This window comes from Streptomyces abikoensis (assembly GCF_014648775.1).
Lineage (GTDB): Bacteria > Actinomycetota > Actinomycetes > Streptomycetales > Streptomycetaceae > Streptomyces > Streptomyces abikoensis.
The window spans coordinates 202,062-218,359 of sequence record NZ_BMRT01000008.1; the positions used below are offsets into that span (position 1 = coordinate 202,062).

Below are 16,298 nucleotides of genomic sequence, written 5' to 3' on the forward strand. Positions count from 1 at the left end.
CTGCGTAACACCGGGGCGACTCCGCGCCCGGACGCCTACGTCCGGGTGACCGTTCCGCACTCGTCGTGACGGTTTCCCAGGTCGCGGCTGCTGTCGTAGGGGTCGACGGCGGGCCCGGACCGCTCCGACCCGTCCCGCCCGTCACCATGGCGGGTGATCCGGGGGAATTCCGGGTGGATGAATCCGTCGTGGATCTCACAGGTGGTGTTGCCGATGTCCATCACGTGGCGGCGCACGACCAGCTTGCCGGGTTCCACCCGGAAGCGGGCGGGATCGGGAACCTCGACGTCCAGGACCCGGCGCACGATGGTGCGCGCGATCTGCCGGGACTTCTTGTCCTTCTTCGTCAGGGGGTAGACGAAGGTGTAGTCGGCGTGGACGGTGACGACGCCGCCCTCGCGCTCGGCGAAGGTCATCCGGCCGCGCGTCTTGACGATGTCGCCCACCAGGCGGACCTGGTTCGGGTCGAAGCGGCTGAAGAAGGCGAGCGGGTCGTTCTCCTTGCCGGGCTTGCTCAGCGAGGCGTTCATCTTGCCGATCAGATCGTCCCCCGGCTCGATCAGCCCCAGCGCGGCGGCCGGTCGCTCGCCGCGCAGCGTCGCGGGGTCGAGGTTGGCGGCGACGAGGAAGTCCTTGGTCAGCTTCAGCGCCGAGGCGACCTGCTCCTTGGACGACTCCCCCACGGCCGCCGCCTCGGGGATGACAATCCCCGCCGCCCCGTCGGCGTACTCCTCGGCCGGCGACCCGGCGAAGGGGTGGTCGAGAGTGACGGTGTCCGCCGCCACCGTCGTCGTCTCCTTCTTCCTGCCCCAGTCGCCGGGTATCCGGGACCGGACCCCACCGGGATCGACCACGACCACGGCCCCCACGGCGACGGCCAGGGCGGCGCCGGCGCCGCCGAGTATCCGTCGCCTGCGGGCGGCCCGCCCGTCCAGCTCCCGCCACGCGGGCCCGGTGCGCCAGCCTTCGGGGTACTGGGGAGGGGTGCTCTTCTCAGACGGTCTTCGGGTCACCGCACGCTCTCTGTCCAACGTTCCATCAGGTCAGAGGAGAACTGTAGAGGCGTGCGGAACGAGCGACTCCGGCGGCCGGTCGTCGCTACCCCTTCTGTGCCGCCGTCACCAGCTCCCGCAGCTTCTGGGGCGTCAGGGGGTGCGTCGGGTCGTCGTAGAGGCTCTTGCCGTTGAGGATGACCGTGGGGGTGCCGCGGTGGCCGGACTTGCTGAAGGTGTCCTGGGACTTCTGGACCCAGCTGTTGTGGGGGCCGTCCTCGACGCACTTCTGGAACGACGCGGTGTTCAGGCCCGGGACCTTGTTCGCGATCTCCAGCAGTTTGGCCTTCTTGCCGTAGGCGTCGACCGTCTCCGGTGGCTGGCTCTTGTAGAGCTCGTCGTGGTACGGGAGGAACTTCCCGGCGTCCTGAGCGCAGGCCGCCGCGTTGGCGGCGTAGAGGGAGCCGGAGCCGCCGAGGTTCTTGTCGATGAGGGTGACCAGGGTGTACTCGGCCTTCAGCTCGCCCTTGCCCTCCAGGTCGTGGAGGGTGTCGCGGAAGCCGTTCTCGAACTGGCCGCAGCCGGGGCAGCGGAAGTCCTCGAAGACGACCAGGTTCGCCTTGGCGGCCTGGTTGCCGACGGGGATGGCGAGGCTGTCCTTGCCGATGGCGCCCTGGGGGGCGAGGAGGGGGCCGGCGGTCTTGCGCTTGTTGTCCTTGCCGCCGCCGGAGCCCGCCACCAGCGCCGCGATGCCCACGCCGGCGCCCAGGACGGCGGCCACCGCGACGACCGCGATCAGGGTCCGCTTGCGCTTGGCGCGGGACTCTTCCTTCCGGCGCTGTTCCTGCAGCCGTTCGCGGGCGCTGCGCTTACCGTCGCTGTTCTTCTGGCTCACATTCCCGTACAACGAACCGGGGGCGCGGTCATACGCGCCCCCGGTCGCCGTTTCCTTCAAAAGAGTTACGCGCGCTTGCGTACGCCCTCCGCCAGTTCGCCCGCCAGGGAGCGGACCGCCGCGATGCCGGACTCCAGGTCCGGCGCGTCCAGCAGGCACTTGACGAACGCCGAGCCGACGATGACGCCGTCGGCGAACTGGGCGACCTCCTCGGCCTGTGTGGCGTTGGAGACGCCGAGGCCGACGCAGACCGGCAGTTCGGTGACGGCCCGGGTGCGGCGCACCAGGTCCTGGGCCTCGCGGCCCACCGACTCGCGGGTGCCCGTGACGCCCATCAGCGAGGCGGCGTAGACGAAGCCGCTGCCCGCCGCCGTGATCTTGGCGAGGCGTTCGTCGCGGCTGCTCGGGGCGACGACGAACACCGTGGCCAGGCCGTGCTGTTCGGCGGCCTTGCGCCAGGTCTCGGACTCCTCGACCGGCAGGTCGGGGAGGATGCAGCCCGCTCCCCCGGCGGCCGCCAGGTCGGCGGCGAAGCGCTCCACGCCGTAGGCGTCGACCGGGTTCCAGTAGGTCATGACGAGGACGGGGGCGCCCGTGATCTCGTGCGCCTCCTTGACCGTGCGGATGACGTCCTTGATCTTGATGCCGCCGCGCAGGGCGATGTCGTCGGCGGTCTGGATGACCGGCCCGTCCAGGACCGGGTCGCTGTGCGGCAGCCCGACCTCGACGATGTCGCAGCCGCCGTCGAGCATCGCCGTGACGGCTCGGACGCCGTCGGCGACGGTCGGGAAGCCGGCCGGGAGGTAGCCCACGAGCGCGGCGCGGTTCTCGGACTTGGCCGCGGCCAGGACCGAGTTCAGGAGTTCGATGTTGCCCGCCATCACTTGGCCCCCTCGGCAGCGTCCGCGGTGTCGTACAGCCCGAAGTAGCGGGCCGCGGTGTCCATGTCCTTGTCGCCCCGCCCGGAGAGGTTCACCAGGATCAGGCCGTCCTCGCCCAGCTCGCGGCCGATCTCCAGCGCGCCCGCGAGCGCGTGGGCGCTCTCGATGGCCGGGATGATGCCCTCGGTGCGTGAGAGGAGCCGCAGCGCCTCCATGGCCTGGGCGTCGGTGACGGCCCGGTACTCGGCGCGGCCGATGTCCTTGAGGTAGGAGTGCTCGGGGCCGATGCCGGGGTAGTCCAGGCCGGCGGAGATCGAGTACGGCTCGGTGATCTGGCCGTCCTCGTCCTGCAGGACGTAGGAGCGCGAGCCGTGGAGGATGCCGGGGGTGCCCTCGGTGAGGGTGGCGGCGTGCTCGCCGGTCTCGACGCCGTGGCCGCCGGGTTCGCAGCCGATCAGCCGGACGCCCTCGTCGGGCAGGAAGGCGTGGAAGAGGCCGATGGCGTTGGAGCCGCCGCCCACGCACGCGACGGCGGCGTCGGGGAGCCGGCCGGCGCGCTCGAGGATCTGGCGGCGGGCCTCGACGCCGATGACGCGGTGGAAGTCGCGGACCAGGGCCGGGAAGGGGTGGGGCCCCGCGACCGTGCCGAAGAGGTAGTGGGTGCGGTCGACGTTGGCGACCCAGTCGCGGAAGGCCTCGTTGATGGCGTCCTTCAGCGTGCGGCTGCCGGACTTCACGGAGACGACCTCGGCGCCGAGCATCCGCATCCGGGCGACGTTGAGCGCCTGCCGCTGCGTGTCGACCTCGCCCATGTAGATGGTGCACTCCAGGCCGAAGAGGGCGCAGGCGGTGGCCGTCGCCACGCCGTGCTGGCCCGCGCCGGTCTCGGCGATGACACGGCTCTTGCCCATGCGCTTGGTGAGCAGCGCCTGGCCCAGCACGTTGTTGATCTTGTGGGAGCCGGTGTGGTTGAGGTCCTCGCGCTTGACGAAGACACGGGCGCCGCCCGCGTGTTCGGCGAAGCGCGGCACCTCGGTGAGCGGGCTGGGGCGGCCCGCGTAGTTGACCATCAGGTCGTCGAGCTCGGCGGCGAAGGCCGGGTCGGCCTTGGCCTTGTCGTACTCGGCGGCGACCTGGTCGACGGCGGCGACGAGGGCCTCGGGGATGAACTTGCCGCCGAAGGCGCCGAAGTAGCCGGACGCGTTCGGCACCTGGCCCTCGGGGTCGGGTACGAAGAAGCCGGAGGACATGTGAGCACTCCTGGGATGTGCGGAAGTTCCGGGCGGGGCGCGCTTACGGGCGCGCTGCCCGGTGATGACGGAAGGTTACGGCCGGACGCCGCGACGCCATCGCATCCCGTTGATCTGACCCGGCTCACAGCCGATGTGGTACCGCACCCGGCGGCCGCGCACGCGGCGCGCGGGCGCCCGGCAGCCGCGGGGGCGGCAGCCCCGCGCGAGCCCGGCGTAGGAGTGTTGCGGGGAGTCCGGGCCCTGGCCCGGCCGCCCGGCCCCGGCCGCGGGCACGCCGAGGGGGGCCGGGCGTCGGCCCGGTCCCGTGCGGCGTGCGCGGCCGGTGGTCATCGTGCTCGTCAGCCCCGTCCGTGGCGGAGGGCGGGGTGGGCGCCGGCGGCGACCAGGTCGGCCACGGCCGTCCGGGGGTCGCGGCCGGTGACCAGGGACTCGCCCACGAGGACGGCGTCGGCGCCGTCGTTGGCGTAGGCGATCAGGTCGTGGGGGCCGCGGACGCCGGACTCGGCGATCTTGATGATGCCGTCGGGGATCTCGGGGGCCACCCGGGCGAAGGTGCCCCGGTCCACCTCGAGGGTCTTGAGGTTGCGGGCGTTGACGCCGATGATGCGGGCCCCGGCGTCGACGGCGCGCTGGACCTCCTCCTCGTCGTGCACCTCGACCAGCGGGGTGAGCCCGATGGACTCGGCCCGCTCGATGAGGGAGACGAGGGCCTCCTGCTCCAGCGCGGCGACGATCAGCAGGGCCAGGTCGGCGCCGTAGGCGCGGGCCTCCCACAGCTGGTAGGCCGTGACGATGAAGTCCTTGCGCAGGATCGGGATGTCGACCCGGGCGCGGACGGCCTCCAGGTCGGCGAGCGAGCCGCCGAAGCGGCGCTGCTCGGTGAGGACGCTGATGACGGACGCGCCGCCCGCCTCGTAGTCCGCGGCGAGGCCGGCCGGGTCGGCGATGGCGGCGAGGGCGCCCTTGGAGGGGCTGGACCGCTTGACCTCGCAGATCACGCTGACGTTCTCGCCGCCGAGGGCGGCCGCGCCGTCCTTGGCCTGGGGGGCCTTGGCCGCGCGCTCCTTGAGATCGTCGAGGCTGACGCGCGCCTGCCGCTCCGCGAGGTCCGCGCGGACTCCGTCGATGATCTCGTCGAGCACACTCACGCGAGCGGCCCCCTTCCGGAATCGGCTGGTCAGGTCTGGTGCGGCACGACTTCACCACATCAGGCAATTGCGATGGTACTTGCCGGAGGGCGAAGGTTTCGCATCCGGTTGACGCGCATCCCGCCCATCGGACGACCGGAGGGGCGCCCTCCGGTGCGCACGGTGCGTGGTGCGGGGTTCGCGCGCGGTGTTCACGTTACGTACACCGTACGCGAACGATCAGGATCGGTCCGTACCGGACCGCGTCGATCCACAGCGATCCCTACCGGTCAGCGCCGGTCCGTTGCGGTCCCTGGCGGTCGGCGCCGTCGGCGGAACCGGTCCGTCACCGAACGTACGGCTGACGGGTGGGATCTACGGCACGAGTGCCGAGCCGCACGGCAGATTGCGTACGACCGTGAACAGCAGCACGATCCCGGCCAGCGCCCAGACGTGTTCCGGCCGGAACGCGACGGGCATGCCCCCGCCCGTCCGGGCCGCCCGGACCAGCCACAGCGTCCAGAGCACGGCGAAGGCGGCGTACCCGGCGACCGCCAGGGCGTTCGCGCCGAGCGCCGTGCCGAGGTCGCCGTGGGCCAGCGCGTGGAGGCCGCGGAGCCCGCCGCAGCCCGGGCAGTACAGGCCCGTCCAGCGCAGCAGCGGGCAGGCCGGATAGGAGCCGGGACGGTTGGGGTCCACCACGGCCACCCGGGTGACGGCCGCGCCCAGCCCGGCGGCGACGCCGAGCGGCGCGGCGAGGCGGCGCGGGAGGGACTCGGGCGTCATACCGGGCAGTTTCCGCCCGGTAGCACGAAGGCGCAGCTCAGGACATCCGTACGGGGTACCCCGCACGAGCCCGGGCCGCGCCTCGGCGCCGAAGGGACGGGACGGATCAGGCCCCGGTCCCGGCGGTCTGCGGGGCCTTCTTGGGGGACTGGCCCATGCCCATCATCCGCATGACCCCACCGACGACGCCGCCGAGGACCACCACGACCATGCCGGCCCAGAAACCGACGGGCTTGGCCATGACGACGAACGCGCCCGCGATGCAGAAGCCGATGAAGGCGATGGTGACACCGGTCCAGGCGGCCGGGGTGTGTCCGTGGTCGGTACCCGACATGAGTTGACTCCTCGTTGCTGTGGCGCGCCCGGGGGCGCGGAGATCGCTGGGGCCATTGTCCCCGACGTGCCGGGCGGCCGTGCGCCGGGGTTGGCGTCCGGCCGGGCGTGTCATCGTGCGGGGCCGCCCGTGGGGTCCTCGCCCCGGTCGAGGGCCTTCCACAGCTCCTCGGGCCGCTCCGGGTCGGCGGGGGCCTTGGCACGGCGCGGGGCGGGCGCGTCGCCGCGCTCGTAGCGGCCGGACATGGCGGGCCACTGCGGCCCGAAGCGCAGGGCGAGCAGCCCCGCGAGGAGGAGCAGGACGCCGCCGGCGACGGCGACCCACGGCCAGGCGGTGTGCCCGACGTCGGCGATGGAGGCCCGGGTCAGGCCCGCGACCTTGGCGGCCTTCTCCTCCAGGGCGGTGGTGTCGCTCAGCCCGGTGACCGACGCGCCCACCACTCCGGCGCCGCTCAGCACGAGCAGCCCGGCGACGAAGCGGCGGGCCGCGCCGCGCACGGCGAAGACGGCGACGAGCGCGGCGAGGCCGACGACCGCCAGGGCGCCGGGCAGGGCGGTGACCTCCTGGCCGCTGGCCTGCTGGGCCATGCTGATGCCGCGCTCGGCGGCGGCGGTGCCCTCGGACCAGGTGCGGCCGGTGGCCAGGAGGACCAGGGCGGGGCCCAGGGCGCCCATGAGGAGGGCGGCGGCCAGGGTGCGGCGGCCCGTGCGGGGATTGGGTACTGCTGCGGTCACGGGTACCACTATCCCTTGTCGGGGGCACGGGCCGGTGGGCGGGTGCGGGCCGTGGGTGTGTGCGCCCACCCTCCCCCAGCTACCGCTGGGAGGTGCCCCCAGCCCTGCGGAACGATTGCCCGCACACACCTACAGGCGGTTCGCCGTGTGGACCGCTCGCAGGACCGCGCCGGCCTTGTGGCGGCATTCGGCGTCTTCCGCCGCCGGGTCGGAGTCGGCGACGATGCCGGCGCCGGCCTGGACGTAGGCGGTGCCGTCGCGGAGGAGGGCGGTGCGGATGGCGATGGCGGTGTCGGAGTCCCCGGCGAAGTCCAGGTAGCCGACGCAGCCCCCGTACAGGCCCCGGCGGGCCGGCTCCAGCTCCTCGATGATCTGCATGGCGCGCGGCTTGGGCGCGCCGGAGAGGGTGCCGGCCGGGAAGCAGGCCGTGAGGACGTCGAAGGCCGTGCGCCCCGGGGCGAGCCGGCCCGTGACGGTGGAGACGATGTGCATCACATGGCTGTAGCGCTCGATCGACATGAAGTCGACGACCTCGACGCTGCCGGGCTCGCAGACGCGGCCCAGGTCGTTGCGGCCGAGGTCGACGAGCATCAGGTGCTCGGCGCGCTCCTTGGGGTCGGCCAGCAGCTCCTCGGCCAGGGCCGCGTCCTCCTGCGGGGTGGCGCCGCGCGGGCGGGTGCCGGCGATGGGGTGCACCAGCGCGTGCCCGTCCCGGACCTTCACCAGCGCCTCGGGGCTGGAGCCGACCACGTCGAACGCGCCCCCGTCGCCGTCCGGGAAGCGGAACAGGTACATGTACGGGCTGGGGTTGGTGGCCCGCAGCACCCGGTAGACGTCGAGGGCGGAGGCCGTGCAGGGGGTCTCGAACCGCTGCGAGGGCACGACCTGGAAGGCCTCCCCCGCGCGGATGCGCTCCTTGATGTCCTCGACGGCCGCCATGAAGTCCGGGCCGCCCCAGCGGGCGGTGTACTCGGGCAGCTCGGAGGCCGGCAGGGCGGTGGGCCGGGTGTCCACGGAGCGGCGGAGGTCGGCGGCCATGGCGTCGAGGCGGGCGACGGCGTCGGCGTACGCCTCGTCGATGCCGGTCTCGCGGTTGTCGTGGTTGATCGCGTTGGCGATCAGCAGGACCGTGCCGTTCCAGTGGTCGAGGACGGCGAGGTCCGAGGTGAGGAGCATGGTCAGCTCGGGCAGTCCGAGGGTGTCCTCGCCGTGCTCGCCGATCTTCTCCAGGCGGCGGACGATGTCGTAGCCCAGGTAGCCGACCATGCCGCCGGTGAAGGGCGGCAGCCCCTCGCCCTCGATGAGGTCGCGGGGGGTGTGGAGCGTCGCCACGGTGGCCCGCAGGGCGGCCAGCGGGTCCCCGTCGGTCGGCACGCCCACGGGCGGGGTGCCCAGCCAGTGGGCCTCGCCGTCGCGCACGGTCAGGGTGGCCGCGCTGCGGACGCCGACGAAGGAGTAACGGGACCAGGTGCGGCCGTTCTCGGCGGACTCCAGCAGGAACGTGCCGGGCCGTTCGGCGGCGAGCTTGCGGTAGAGGCCCACGGGCGTGTCGCCGTCGGCGAGGAAACGGCGGGTGACGGGGATGACCCGGCGGTCCTTCGCGAGCGTGCGGAAGGTCCCCGCGTCGGGGGTGACATCCCCGTCGGCTCCGCCGGGGCCGTGGGAAGCGTGTGCGGACGTGGCAGCCATGGCGCGGAGCCTACTGGCTGCGCGGGGTCAGCGGTCCAGGGGCAGCAGGTCCGCGTCGAAACACGTCCGGGTGCCGGTGTGGCAGGCCGGGCCGACCTGGTCGACCTTGACCAGGATCGTGTCCGCGTCGCAGTCCAGGGCGACGGACTTGACGTGCTGCACGTGCCCCGAGGTGTCGCCCTTGACCCAGTACTCCTGGCGGCTGCGGCTCCAGTACGTGCAGCGGCCGGTGGTGAGCGTGCGGTGGAGGGCCTCGTCGTCCATCCAGCCGAGCATGAGCACCTCGCCGGTGTCGTACTGCTGGGCGATGGCGGGGATCAGGCCGTCGACGCTCCGCTTGAGCCGGGCGGCGATGGCGGGGTCGAGGTTGGACAGGGGGCGGGTGTTGCCGGTCATGGCCCCATTGTCCCCCGCGTCGTAGGCTGACGCCATGTCAACCCACGCGCAGCGCGAACGTCTGCTCCTCGCCGACCTGTTGGAGACGGTCGGCCCCGACGCCCCCACCCTCTGCGAGGGCTGGCGGGCCCGCGACCTCGCCGCCCACACCGTGGTGCGCGAGCGGCGGCCCGACGCCGCCGCCGGGGTCGTGATCAAGCCACTGGCCGGCCGGCTGGAGCGGGTGCAGGCGGAATTCGCGGCCAAGCCGTACGAGGAGCTGATCCAGCTCATCCGCACCGGTCCGCCGCGCACCTCGCCGTTCGCCCTCAAGCAGATCGACGAGGCGGCCAACACCGTGGAGTTCTTCGTCCACACCGAGGACGTGCGCCGGGCCCAGCCGGACTGGACGCCCCGCGAGCCGGACCCCGTCTTCGCGGACGCGCTGTGGAGCCGGCTGGAGCGCACCGCCCGGCTGGTCGGCCGGAAGTCGCCGGTGGGCCTGGTGCTGCGGCGCCCCGACGGCCGGACGGCGGTCGCCCAGAAGGGCGCGCCCGTCGTGACGGTCACCGGGGAGCCCGGTGAGCTGCTGCTGTTCGCCTTCGGCCGGCAGGACGCGGCGCGGGTGGAGCTGGCGGGCGAGGACACGGCGATCGCCAAGCTGAAGGCGGCGTCGCTGGGGCTGTAGCGACGCGCGGCCGTCGACTGGCGCCCGCGCTCCTCCTGACGTATGGCGGACCCCCGTGGCCCGGGGTGACACTGGTACCGAGGGTGGAAGAAGGTGCCGATCATGGCTTTTCGGAGCAGAACGACGCACGTCTTCGCCGGGCAGGGGCGTGACCAGCCGTCGTCAGCGCTGGCCGGTTACTCCTGGGGCCTTCTGCTGCTGCGCATGATGCTCGGGATCATCATGGTCACGCACGGTACGCAGAAGCTTTTCGGGTGGTTCGACGGGGCGGGCGTCGACGGCACGGCCCAGTACTTCAAGCAGGCCGGTTATCCGGCGCCGAAGGCGATGGCCGTGATCGCCGGGCTGAGCGAGTCGCTCGGCGGGGCCGGGCTGTTCCTGGGGCTGCTCACACCGCTGGCCGCGGCGGCGGTGCTGGGAACGATGGTCAACGCGCTGGGGGTGACCTGGGAGGGCGGATTCCTGCTGCCCAGCGGGGTGGAGTTCACGCTGCTGGTGGCCGTGAGCGCGGCGGCGCTGGCGCTGACCGGGCCGGGGGCGTACGCGGTGGACCACTACCTGCCGGTGCTGCGGGCGCACCGGGTGGTGTACGGGGTGGCGGCGATCGCGTTGGCGTTGGTGGTGGGGGCGATCTTCCTGCTGATCCGGGCGTAGGTCCGGGGGCGGAGCCCCCGGACCCACGCGCGGCTAGCGCACAGCGTGCCCGGCGCCCTTCAGGGCTTCCTTGACGTCGCCGATGCGCAGGTCGCCGAAGTGGAAGACCGACGCGGCCAGGACCGCGTCCGCGCCCGCCTCGACCGCCGGGGCGAAGTGCTCCAGGCGGCCCGCGCCACCGCTGGCGATGACGGGGACGGTGACGTGACGGCGCACGGCGGTGATCATCTCCGTGTCGTATCCGTCCTTGGTGCCGTCGGCGTCCATGGAGTTCAGCAGGATCTCGCCGGCGCCCAGCTCGGCGGCGCGGTGGGCCCACTCCACGGCGTCCATGCCGGTGCCACGGCGCCCGCCGTGGGTGGTGACCTCGAAGGAGCCGGAGGCCGTGCGGCGGGCGTCCACCGACAGGACGAGGACCTGGCGGCCGAAGCGCTCGGCGATCTCGCGGATGAGCTCCGGCCGTTCGATGGCGGCGGTGTTGACGCCGACCTTGTCGGCGCCGGCGCGCAGCAGCTTGTCGACGTCCTCGGCGGTGCGGACGCCGCCGCCGACCGTCAGCGGGATGAAGACCTGCTCGGCGGTGCGGCGCACCACGTCGTAGGTGGTCTCGCGGTTGCCGGAGGAGGCCGTGATGTCGAGGAAGGTCAGCTCGTCGGCGCCCTCCTGGCCGTAGATCCTGGCCATTTCGACGGGGTCGCCCGCGTCGCGCAGGTTCTGGAAATTGACGCCCTTGACGACCCGGCCGTTGTCCACGTCCAGGCAGGGGATGACTCGGACCGCGAGGGTCACGCCGTTGCTCCTCTGAAAGCTTCTACTTCTACTTCGACCAGCACGCGGGAGTCGACGAAGCCGGAGACCACGACCATGGTCGCGGCGGGCCGGACGGCGTCGAAGAGCTCCTTGTGGGCGCGGCCGACCGCGTCCACGTCCCGCGCGTGGGTGAGATACATCCGGGTGCGGACGACGGAGTCCGTGCCGAGGCCGAACTCCTTCAGCGCGGCGAGCGCGTTGCCGAAGGCCGTGCGGGCCTGGACATAGGGGTCGCCCTCGCCGTGGAGGACGCCGTTCACCAGCGGCATCGTCCCCGCGACGTGCACCCGGTCCCCGGCCGCGACGGCACGTGCGAAGCCGATCTCCGCTTCCCAAGGACTGTTCGTCTGGACGTGCCGCCGGGCCGGGGTATCGCTCATACGGACACTGCCTCCAGGGCCTCTTCCAAGGTGAACGCCTTGGCGTAGAGGGCCTTTCCGACGATCGCTCCTTCGACGCCCTCCGGTACCAGGGTGGCGATCGCGCGCAGATCGTCAAGAGAGGAGACGCCACCGGAGGCCACGACCGGACGGTCGGTGACGGCGCAGACGTTCTTCAGGAGCTCCAGGTTGGGGCCCTGGAGGGTGCCGTCCTTGGCGATGTCGGTGACGACGTAGCGGGCGCAGCCCTCGGAGTCGAGGCGGGCGAGGGTCTCGTAGAGGTCGCCGCCGTCGCGGGTCCAGCCGCGGCCGCGGAGGGTGGTGCCGCGGACGTCCAGGCCGACCGCGATGCGGTCGCCGTGCTCGGCGATGACCTTGGCGACCCACTCGGGGGTCTCCAGGGCGGCGGTGCCGAGGTTGACGCGGGTGCAGCCGGTGGCGAGGGCGGCGGCGAGCGAGGCGTCGTCGCGGATGCCGCCGGACAGCTCGACCTTGATGTCCATCGAGCGGGCGACCTCGGCCACCTGCGCACGGTTGTCGCCGGTGCCGAAGGCGGCGTCCAGGTCGACGAGGTGGAGCCACTCGGCGCCCGCGCGCTGCCAGGTCTGAGCGGCGGCAAGCGGGTCGCCGTACGACGTCTCGGAGCCGGACTCGCCATGGACGAGACGGACGGCCTGACCGCCGCGGACGTCGACGGCGGGCAGGAGTTCGAGGCGGTGGGTCATGAAGTGGACCTTACGGATGAGGGAGCCGGCCGGGTGTCACGGCCGTCGGCACGGCGACGGCGGGGTGCTGCGGTCACAGCGTGTCCAGCCAGTTGCGGAGCAGAACCGCTCCGGCGTCGCCGGACTTCTCGGGGTGGAACTGGGTGGCCCACAGGGGGCCGTTCTCCACGGCGGCGACGAACGGCTCGCCGTGGGTGGCCCAGGTGACCTTGGGGGCGCGGATGTTGGCGTTGCCGACCTCCAGCTTCCACTCGCGCACGGCGTAGGAGTGCACGAAGTAGTAGCGGGTGTCCGCGTCGAGGCCGGCGAAGAGCGCGGAGCCCTCGGCCGGGGTGACGGTGTTCCAGCCCATGTGGGGGACGACGTCGGCCTTGAGCGGCTCGACCGTGCCGGGCCACTCGTCGAGGCCCTCGGTCTCGACGCCGTGCTCGATGCCGCGCTCGAAGAGGATCTGCATGCCGACGCAGATGCCCATGACGGGACGGCCGCCGGACAGCCGGCGTCCGACGATCCAGTCGCCGCGCGCGGAGCGCAGCCCGCGCATGCAGGCGTCGAACGCGCCGACGCCGGGGACGAGGAGCCCGTCGGCGTTCATGGCCGTGTCGAAGTCGCGGGTGATCTCCACGTCGGCGCCGACGTGGGCGAGGGCCCGCTCGGCGGAGCGGACGTTGCCGAAGCCGTAGTCGAAGACGACGACCTTCTTCGGGGTGCTCATGACCAGAGTCCTTCGATACGCAGCACGCCGGCGGCCAGGGACATGGCCGCGCCTATGCCGAGCAGCACGATCACGCCCTTGGGCATGCCCTGCTTGACGAACGAGTAGATGCCGCCGACCAGGAACAGGCCGACGAGGATGAGCGCGGTGGAGGTGCCGTTCACGGTCAGAGGGCGCCCTTCGTCGACGGGAGGATCCCGGCCGCGCGCGGGTCGCGCTCGCTGGCGTAGCGCAGGGCCCGGGCGAGGGCCTTGAACTGGCACTCCACGATGTGGTGGGCGTTGCGCCCGTACGGGACGTGGACGTGGAGGGCGATCTGCGCCTGGGCGACGAAGGACTCCAGGATGTGCCGGGTCATCGTCGTGTCGTACGAGCCGATCATCGGCGCCATGTTCTCGGGCTCGGTGTGCACGAGGTAGGGGCGGCCGGAGAGGTCGACGGTGACCTGGGCGAGGGACTCGTCCAGGGGCACGGTGCAGTTGCCGAAGCGGTAGATGCCCACCTTGTCGCCGAGGGCCTGCTTGAAGGCGGCGCCCAGCGCGAGGGCGGTGTCCTCGATGGTGTGGTGGGTGTCGATGTGGAGGTCGCCGTCGGTCTTGACGGTGAGGTCGAAGAGGCCGTGGCGGCCGAGCTGGTCGAGCATGTGGTCGAAGAAGCCGACCCCGGTCGACACGTCGACCTGCCCGGTGCCGTCGAGGTCTATCTCGACCAGGACGGAGGTCTCCTTGGTGGTGCGCTCGACGCGGCCGACGCGCTTGGGGGCCCGGGGGTCCTCCCCCGGAAAGTTCAGCATGTGTTGTTCTCCTTGCGAATGGCGCGGACCGCGTCCAGGAACGCGTCGTTCTCGGCCGGGGTGCCCGCGGTCACCCGCAGCCACCCCGGGACGCCGTTGTCCCGTACGAGGACCCCGTGGTCGAGGATGGCCCGCCATGCGGCGTGGCTGTCGTCGAACCGCCCGAACTGGACGAAGTTGGCGTCGGAATCGGTCACCTCGCAGCCCATGGCGCGCAGCTCGGTGACGATGCGGTCGCGTTCGGCCTTGAGCTGTTCGACGTAGCCGAGCAGCGTGTCCGTGTGCTCCAGGGCGGCGAGCGCCGTGGCCTGGGTGACGGCCGAGAGGTGGTACGGCAGCCGGACGAGCTGGACGGCGTCGACCACGGCGGGGTGCGCGGCGAGGTAGCCGAGGCGCAGCCCGGCGGCGCCGAAGGCCTTGGACATGGTGCGGGAGACGACGAGGTGCGGGCGGCCCTCGATCAGCGGCAGCAGCGAGGGGCGGTGGCTGAACTCGCCGTACGCCTCGTCGACGACGACCAGCGACGGGCGGGCCGCCTGGGCGGCCTCGTACAGCCGCAGGACCGTCTCCTCGTCGACCGCCGTGCCCGTGGGGTTGTTCGGCGAGCAGATGAAGACGACCTCGGGCCGGTGCTCGGCGATGGCGGCCACTGCGGCGTCGACGTCGATGGTGAAATCGGCGCGCCGCGGGCCGGAGATCCAGCCGGTGCCGGTGCCCCGGGAGATCAGGGCGTGCATCGAGTACGAGGGCTCGAAGCCCATGGCCGAGCGGCCGGGTCCGCCGAAGGTCTGGAGCAGCTGCTGGAGGACCTCGTTGGAGCCGTTGGCGGCCCAGACGTGTCCCATGGTGACCTCGTGACCCGTGGTGCGGGTGAGGTACTTGGCGAGCTCGGTGCGGAGCTCGACCGCGTCCCGGTCGGGGTAGCGGTTGAGGTGCCGGGCGGCCTCGGCGACGCGCTCGGCGATCCGGGCCACGAGGGGCTCGGGGAGGGGGTAGGGGTTCTCGTTGGTGTTCAGGCGTACGGGCACGTCGAGCTGGGGGGCGCCGTACGGGGACTTGCCGCGCAGTTCGTCCCGGATGGGGAGATCGTCGATGCCGGTCACTTGCCTTCCGGAACCTTCCAGTCGAACCTCGCCTTGACCGCCGCGCCGTGGGCGGGCAGGTCCTCGGCCTCGGCGAGCGTCACCACGTGGCCCGCGACGTCGGCCAACGCCTCGCGGGAGTAGTCCACGACGTGGATGCCGCGCAGGAAGGACTGCACGGACAGCCCGGAGGAGTGGCAGGCGCAGCCGCCGGTGGGCAGGACGTGGTTGGAGCCCGCGGCGTAGTCGCCCAGGGACACCGGGGAGTACGCGCCGACGAAGATCGCGCCGGCGTTGCGGACGCGGGCGGCCACGGCGGCGGCGTCGGCGGTCTGGATCTCCAGGTGCTCGGCGGCGTAGGCGTCCACGACCTCCAGGCCCTGCTCGATGCCGTCGACCAGCACGATGCCGGACTGGCGGCCGCCGAGCGCGGGGAGGATCCGGTCCTCCACGTGCTTGGTGGCGGCTACCTGGACCGCGAGCTCCTTCTCGACCGCGTCCGCGAGCTCCTCGGAGTCGGTGACGAGGACGGAGGCGGCCAGCGGGTCGTGCTCGGCCTGGCTGATGAGGTCGGCGGCGACGTGCGCCGGGTCGGCGGTGGCGTCGGCGAGGACGGCGATCTCGGTGGGGCCGGCCTCGGCGTCGATGCCGATGCGGCCCTTGAGCAGCCGCTTGGCGGCGGCGACCCAGATGTTGCCGGGGCCGGTGACCATGTCGGCCCGGGGGCACTCGTCGGTGCCGTAGGCGAACATGGCGACAGCCTGGGCGCCGCCGGCCGCGTACACCTCGTCGACGCCCAGCAGCGCGCAGGCGGCCAGGATCGTGGGGTGCGGCAGGCCGCCGAAGTCGGCCTGGGGCGGGGAGGCGACGGCCATGGAGCCGACGCCGGCCTCCTGGGCCGGGACGACGTTCATCACGACGGACGAGGGGTAGACGGACCGGCCGCCGGGGACGTAGAGGCCGACGCGCCGGACGGGCACCCAGCGCTCGGTGACCGTGCCGCCGGGCACGACCTGGACGGTGGTGTCGGTGCGGCGCTGCTCGCGGTGGACGAGGCGGGCGCGGCGGATGGACTCCTCCAGCGCGGCGCGCACGGCCGGGTCGAGCTCCTCCAGGGCCTTGGCGATCGCCTCGGCGGGGACCCGCACCCGGTCGATCTTCACTCCGTCGAAGCGCTCCGCGTAGTCGATCAGGGCCGCGGTGCCGCGATGATGCACGTCGTCGCAGATGGGCCGCACCTTTTCCAGGGCGGCCTCGACGTCGAGCTCGGCACGGGGCAGCAGGTCGCGGTCGATGCCGTTCACGGGGAAGGCGTCGCCGCGCAGATCGATTCGGGAGATCACGCCGTCAATTGTCTCAGACCCGTCCTGTCGCACCGCTCCCCG

Annotated in this window: 20 protein-coding genes; 2 read left to right on the forward strand and 18 right to left on the reverse strand. The window is 72.7% G+C overall.

Annotation, left to right across the window (positions count from 1 at the left end; translation table 11 throughout):
* Nucleotides 1–35: 35 nt before the first annotated feature.
* The 10 genes from IE096_RS24205 to hisI all read right to left on the reverse strand — a co-directional run bounded on the left by IE096_RS24205 (nucleotide 36) and on the right by hisI (nucleotide 9,087).
* Nucleotides 36–1,013 (reverse strand): hypothetical protein, encoded by a 978-nt coding sequence (locus IE096_RS24205; RefSeq protein WP_189455132.1) that lies wholly within the window; start codon nucleotides 1,011–1,013, stop codon nucleotides 36–38.
* An 85-nt stretch (nucleotides 1,014–1,098) separates the two neighbouring features.
* The gene (locus tag IE096_RS24210) at nucleotides 1,099–1,887 is read right to left on the reverse strand and encodes a DsbA family protein (protein ID WP_189455134.1); all 789 of its coding nucleotides are present in this window, start codon (nucleotides 1,885–1,887) and stop codon (nucleotides 1,099–1,101) included.
* Nucleotides 1,888–1,952: 65 nt separating this feature from the next.
* Nucleotides 1,953–2,768 (reverse strand): tryptophan synthase subunit alpha, encoded by an 816-nt coding sequence (gene trpA / locus IE096_RS24215; RefSeq protein ID WP_189455136.1) that lies wholly within the window; start codon nucleotides 2,766–2,768, stop codon nucleotides 1,953–1,955.
* A complete protein-coding gene (trpB, locus tag IE096_RS24220) occupies nucleotides 2,768–4,018 on the reverse strand; it encodes a tryptophan synthase subunit beta (RefSeq protein WP_189455138.1) in 1,251 nt (416 codons plus the stop codon). The genes trpA and trpB overlap by 1 nt, the downstream gene beginning before the upstream one ends.
* Before the next feature lie 341 nt (nucleotides 4,019–4,359).
* A complete protein-coding gene (gene trpC / locus IE096_RS24225; protein ID WP_189455140.1) occupies nucleotides 4,360–5,169 on the reverse strand; it encodes an indole-3-glycerol phosphate synthase TrpC in 810 nt (269 codons plus the stop codon).
* Nucleotides 5,170–5,523: 354 nt separating this feature from the next.
* On the reverse strand, nucleotides 5,524–5,934 hold the full coding sequence (locus IE096_RS24230) for a DUF2752 domain-containing protein (protein WP_189455142.1): 411 nt from the start codon (nucleotides 5,932–5,934) through the stop codon (nucleotides 5,524–5,526).
* A gap of 106 nt (nucleotides 5,935–6,040) precedes the next feature.
* Nucleotides 6,041–6,268, reverse strand: coding sequence for an HGxxPAAW family protein (locus IE096_RS24235; RefSeq protein WP_189455144.1), 228 nt, complete (start codon nucleotides 6,266–6,268; stop codon nucleotides 6,041–6,043).
* A gap of 110 nt (nucleotides 6,269–6,378) precedes the next feature.
* Nucleotides 6,379–7,002, reverse strand: coding sequence for a TIGR02234 family membrane protein (locus IE096_RS24240; protein ID WP_189455146.1), 624 nt, complete (start codon nucleotides 7,000–7,002; stop codon nucleotides 6,379–6,381).
* A gap of 129 nt (nucleotides 7,003–7,131) precedes the next feature.
* Nucleotides 7,132–8,691, reverse strand: coding sequence for an anthranilate synthase component I (locus IE096_RS24245; RefSeq protein ID WP_189455148.1), 1,560 nt, complete (start codon nucleotides 8,689–8,691; stop codon nucleotides 7,132–7,134).
* 27 nt (nucleotides 8,692–8,718) lie between these two features.
* Entirely contained in the window at nucleotides 8,719–9,087 is a 369-nt protein-coding gene (gene hisI, locus IE096_RS24250) for a phosphoribosyl-AMP cyclohydrolase (protein WP_189455150.1), read from the reverse strand.
* A 34-nt stretch (nucleotides 9,088–9,121) separates the two neighbouring features.
* Between hisI and IE096_RS24255 the strand changes: the two genes are divergently transcribed.
* Nucleotides 9,122–9,754, forward strand: coding sequence for a TIGR03085 family metal-binding protein (locus IE096_RS24255; RefSeq protein WP_189455152.1), 633 nt, complete (start codon nucleotides 9,122–9,124; stop codon nucleotides 9,752–9,754).
* Between the two features lie 102 nt (nucleotides 9,755–9,856).
* Complete coding sequence (locus IE096_RS24260; RefSeq protein ID WP_189455154.1) at nucleotides 9,857–10,408, forward strand: DoxX family protein; 552 nt, start codon at nucleotides 9,857–9,859, stop codon at nucleotides 10,406–10,408.
* A gap of 33 nt (nucleotides 10,409–10,441) precedes the next feature.
* On the opposite strand, the gene hisF is transcribed toward IE096_RS24260, so the two are convergent.
* From hisF to hisD, 8 genes are all read right to left on the reverse strand, one after another.
* A complete protein-coding gene (gene hisF / locus IE096_RS24265) occupies nucleotides 10,442–11,197 on the reverse strand; it encodes an imidazole glycerol phosphate synthase subunit HisF (RefSeq protein WP_189455155.1) in 756 nt (251 codons plus the stop codon).
* Entirely contained in the window at nucleotides 11,194–11,598 is a 405-nt protein-coding gene (locus IE096_RS24270; protein ID WP_189455158.1) for a RidA family protein, read from the reverse strand. The genes hisF and IE096_RS24270 overlap by 4 nt, the downstream gene beginning before the upstream one ends.
* The gene (priA, locus tag IE096_RS24275; RefSeq protein ID WP_126913701.1) at nucleotides 11,595–12,323 is read right to left on the reverse strand and encodes a bifunctional 1-(5-phosphoribosyl)-5-((5-phosphoribosylamino)methylideneamino)imidazole-4-carboxamide isomerase/phosphoribosylanthranilate isomerase PriA; all 729 of its coding nucleotides are present in this window, start codon (nucleotides 12,321–12,323) and stop codon (nucleotides 11,595–11,597) included. Before priA ends, IE096_RS24270 begins: the two co-directional genes overlap by 4 nt.
* Before the next feature lie 73 nt (nucleotides 12,324–12,396).
* Nucleotides 12,397–13,038, reverse strand: a complete 642-nt coding sequence (hisH, locus tag IE096_RS24280) for an imidazole glycerol phosphate synthase subunit HisH (protein WP_189455159.1) — start codon at nucleotides 13,036–13,038, stop codon at nucleotides 12,397–12,399.
* Entirely contained in the window at nucleotides 13,035–13,202 is a 168-nt protein-coding gene (locus IE096_RS24285; protein WP_189455162.1) for a CG2302 family histidine operon protein, read from the reverse strand. Before IE096_RS24285 ends, hisH begins: the two co-directional genes overlap by 4 nt.
* A gap of 2 nt (nucleotides 13,203–13,204) precedes the next feature.
* The gene (gene hisB / locus IE096_RS24290) at nucleotides 13,205–13,831 is read right to left on the reverse strand and encodes an imidazoleglycerol-phosphate dehydratase HisB (protein ID WP_189455164.1); all 627 of its coding nucleotides are present in this window, start codon (nucleotides 13,829–13,831) and stop codon (nucleotides 13,205–13,207) included.
* Entirely contained in the window at nucleotides 13,825–14,934 is a 1,110-nt protein-coding gene (locus IE096_RS24295) for a histidinol-phosphate transaminase (RefSeq protein WP_189455166.1), read from the reverse strand. Before IE096_RS24295 ends, hisB begins: the two co-directional genes overlap by 7 nt.
* The gene (gene hisD / locus IE096_RS24300; protein ID WP_189455168.1) at nucleotides 14,931–16,256 is read right to left on the reverse strand and encodes a histidinol dehydrogenase; all 1,326 of its coding nucleotides are present in this window, start codon (nucleotides 16,254–16,256) and stop codon (nucleotides 14,931–14,933) included. The genes IE096_RS24295 and hisD overlap by 4 nt, the downstream gene beginning before the upstream one ends.
* Between the last annotated feature and the right edge of the window lie 42 nt (nucleotides 16,257–16,298).

What these genes read in the sequence shown, in the direction of transcription:
- trpA (WP_189455136.1), bottom strand. Translation starts at nt 2,768, where the DNA reads ATGGCGGGCAACATCGAACTCCTGAACTCGGTCCTGGCCGCGGCCAAG.
- trpB (WP_189455138.1), bottom strand. Translation starts at nt 4,018, where the DNA reads ATGTCCTCCGGCTTCTTCGTACCCGACCCCGAGGGCCAGGTGCCGAAC.
- IE096_RS24230 (WP_189455142.1), bottom strand. Translation starts at nt 5,934, where the DNA reads ATGACGCCCGAGTCCCTCCCGCGCCGCCTCGCCGCGCCGCTCGGCGTC.
- IE096_RS24235 (WP_189455144.1), bottom strand. Translation starts at nt 6,268, where the DNA reads ATGTCGGGTACCGACCACGGACACACCCCGGCCGCCTGGACCGGTGTC.
- IE096_RS24245 (WP_189455148.1), bottom strand. Translation starts at nt 8,691, where the DNA reads ATGGCTGCCACGTCCGCACACGCTTCCCACGGCCCCGGCGGAGCCGAC.
- hisI (WP_189455150.1), bottom strand. Translation starts at nt 9,087, where the DNA reads ATGACCGGCAACACCCGCCCCCTGTCCAACCTCGACCCCGCCATCGCC.
- IE096_RS24255 (WP_189455152.1), top strand. Translation starts at nt 9,122, where the DNA reads ATGTCAACCCACGCGCAGCGCGAACGTCTGCTCCTCGCCGACCTGTTG.
- IE096_RS24260 (WP_189455154.1), top strand. Translation starts at nt 9,857, where the DNA reads ATGGCTTTTCGGAGCAGAACGACGCACGTCTTCGCCGGGCAGGGGCGT.
- IE096_RS24270 (WP_189455158.1), bottom strand. Translation starts at nt 11,598, where the DNA reads ATGAGCGATACCCCGGCCCGGCGGCACGTCCAGACGAACAGTCCTTGG.
- priA (WP_126913701.1), bottom strand. Translation starts at nt 12,323, where the DNA reads ATGACCCACCGCCTCGAACTCCTGCCCGCCGTCGACGTCCGCGGCGGT.
- hisH (WP_189455159.1), bottom strand. Translation starts at nt 13,038, where the DNA reads ATGAGCACCCCGAAGAAGGTCGTCGTCTTCGACTACGGCTTCGGCAAC.
- hisB (WP_189455164.1), bottom strand. Translation starts at nt 13,831, where the DNA reads ATGCTGAACTTTCCGGGGGAGGACCCCCGGGCCCCCAAGCGCGTCGGC.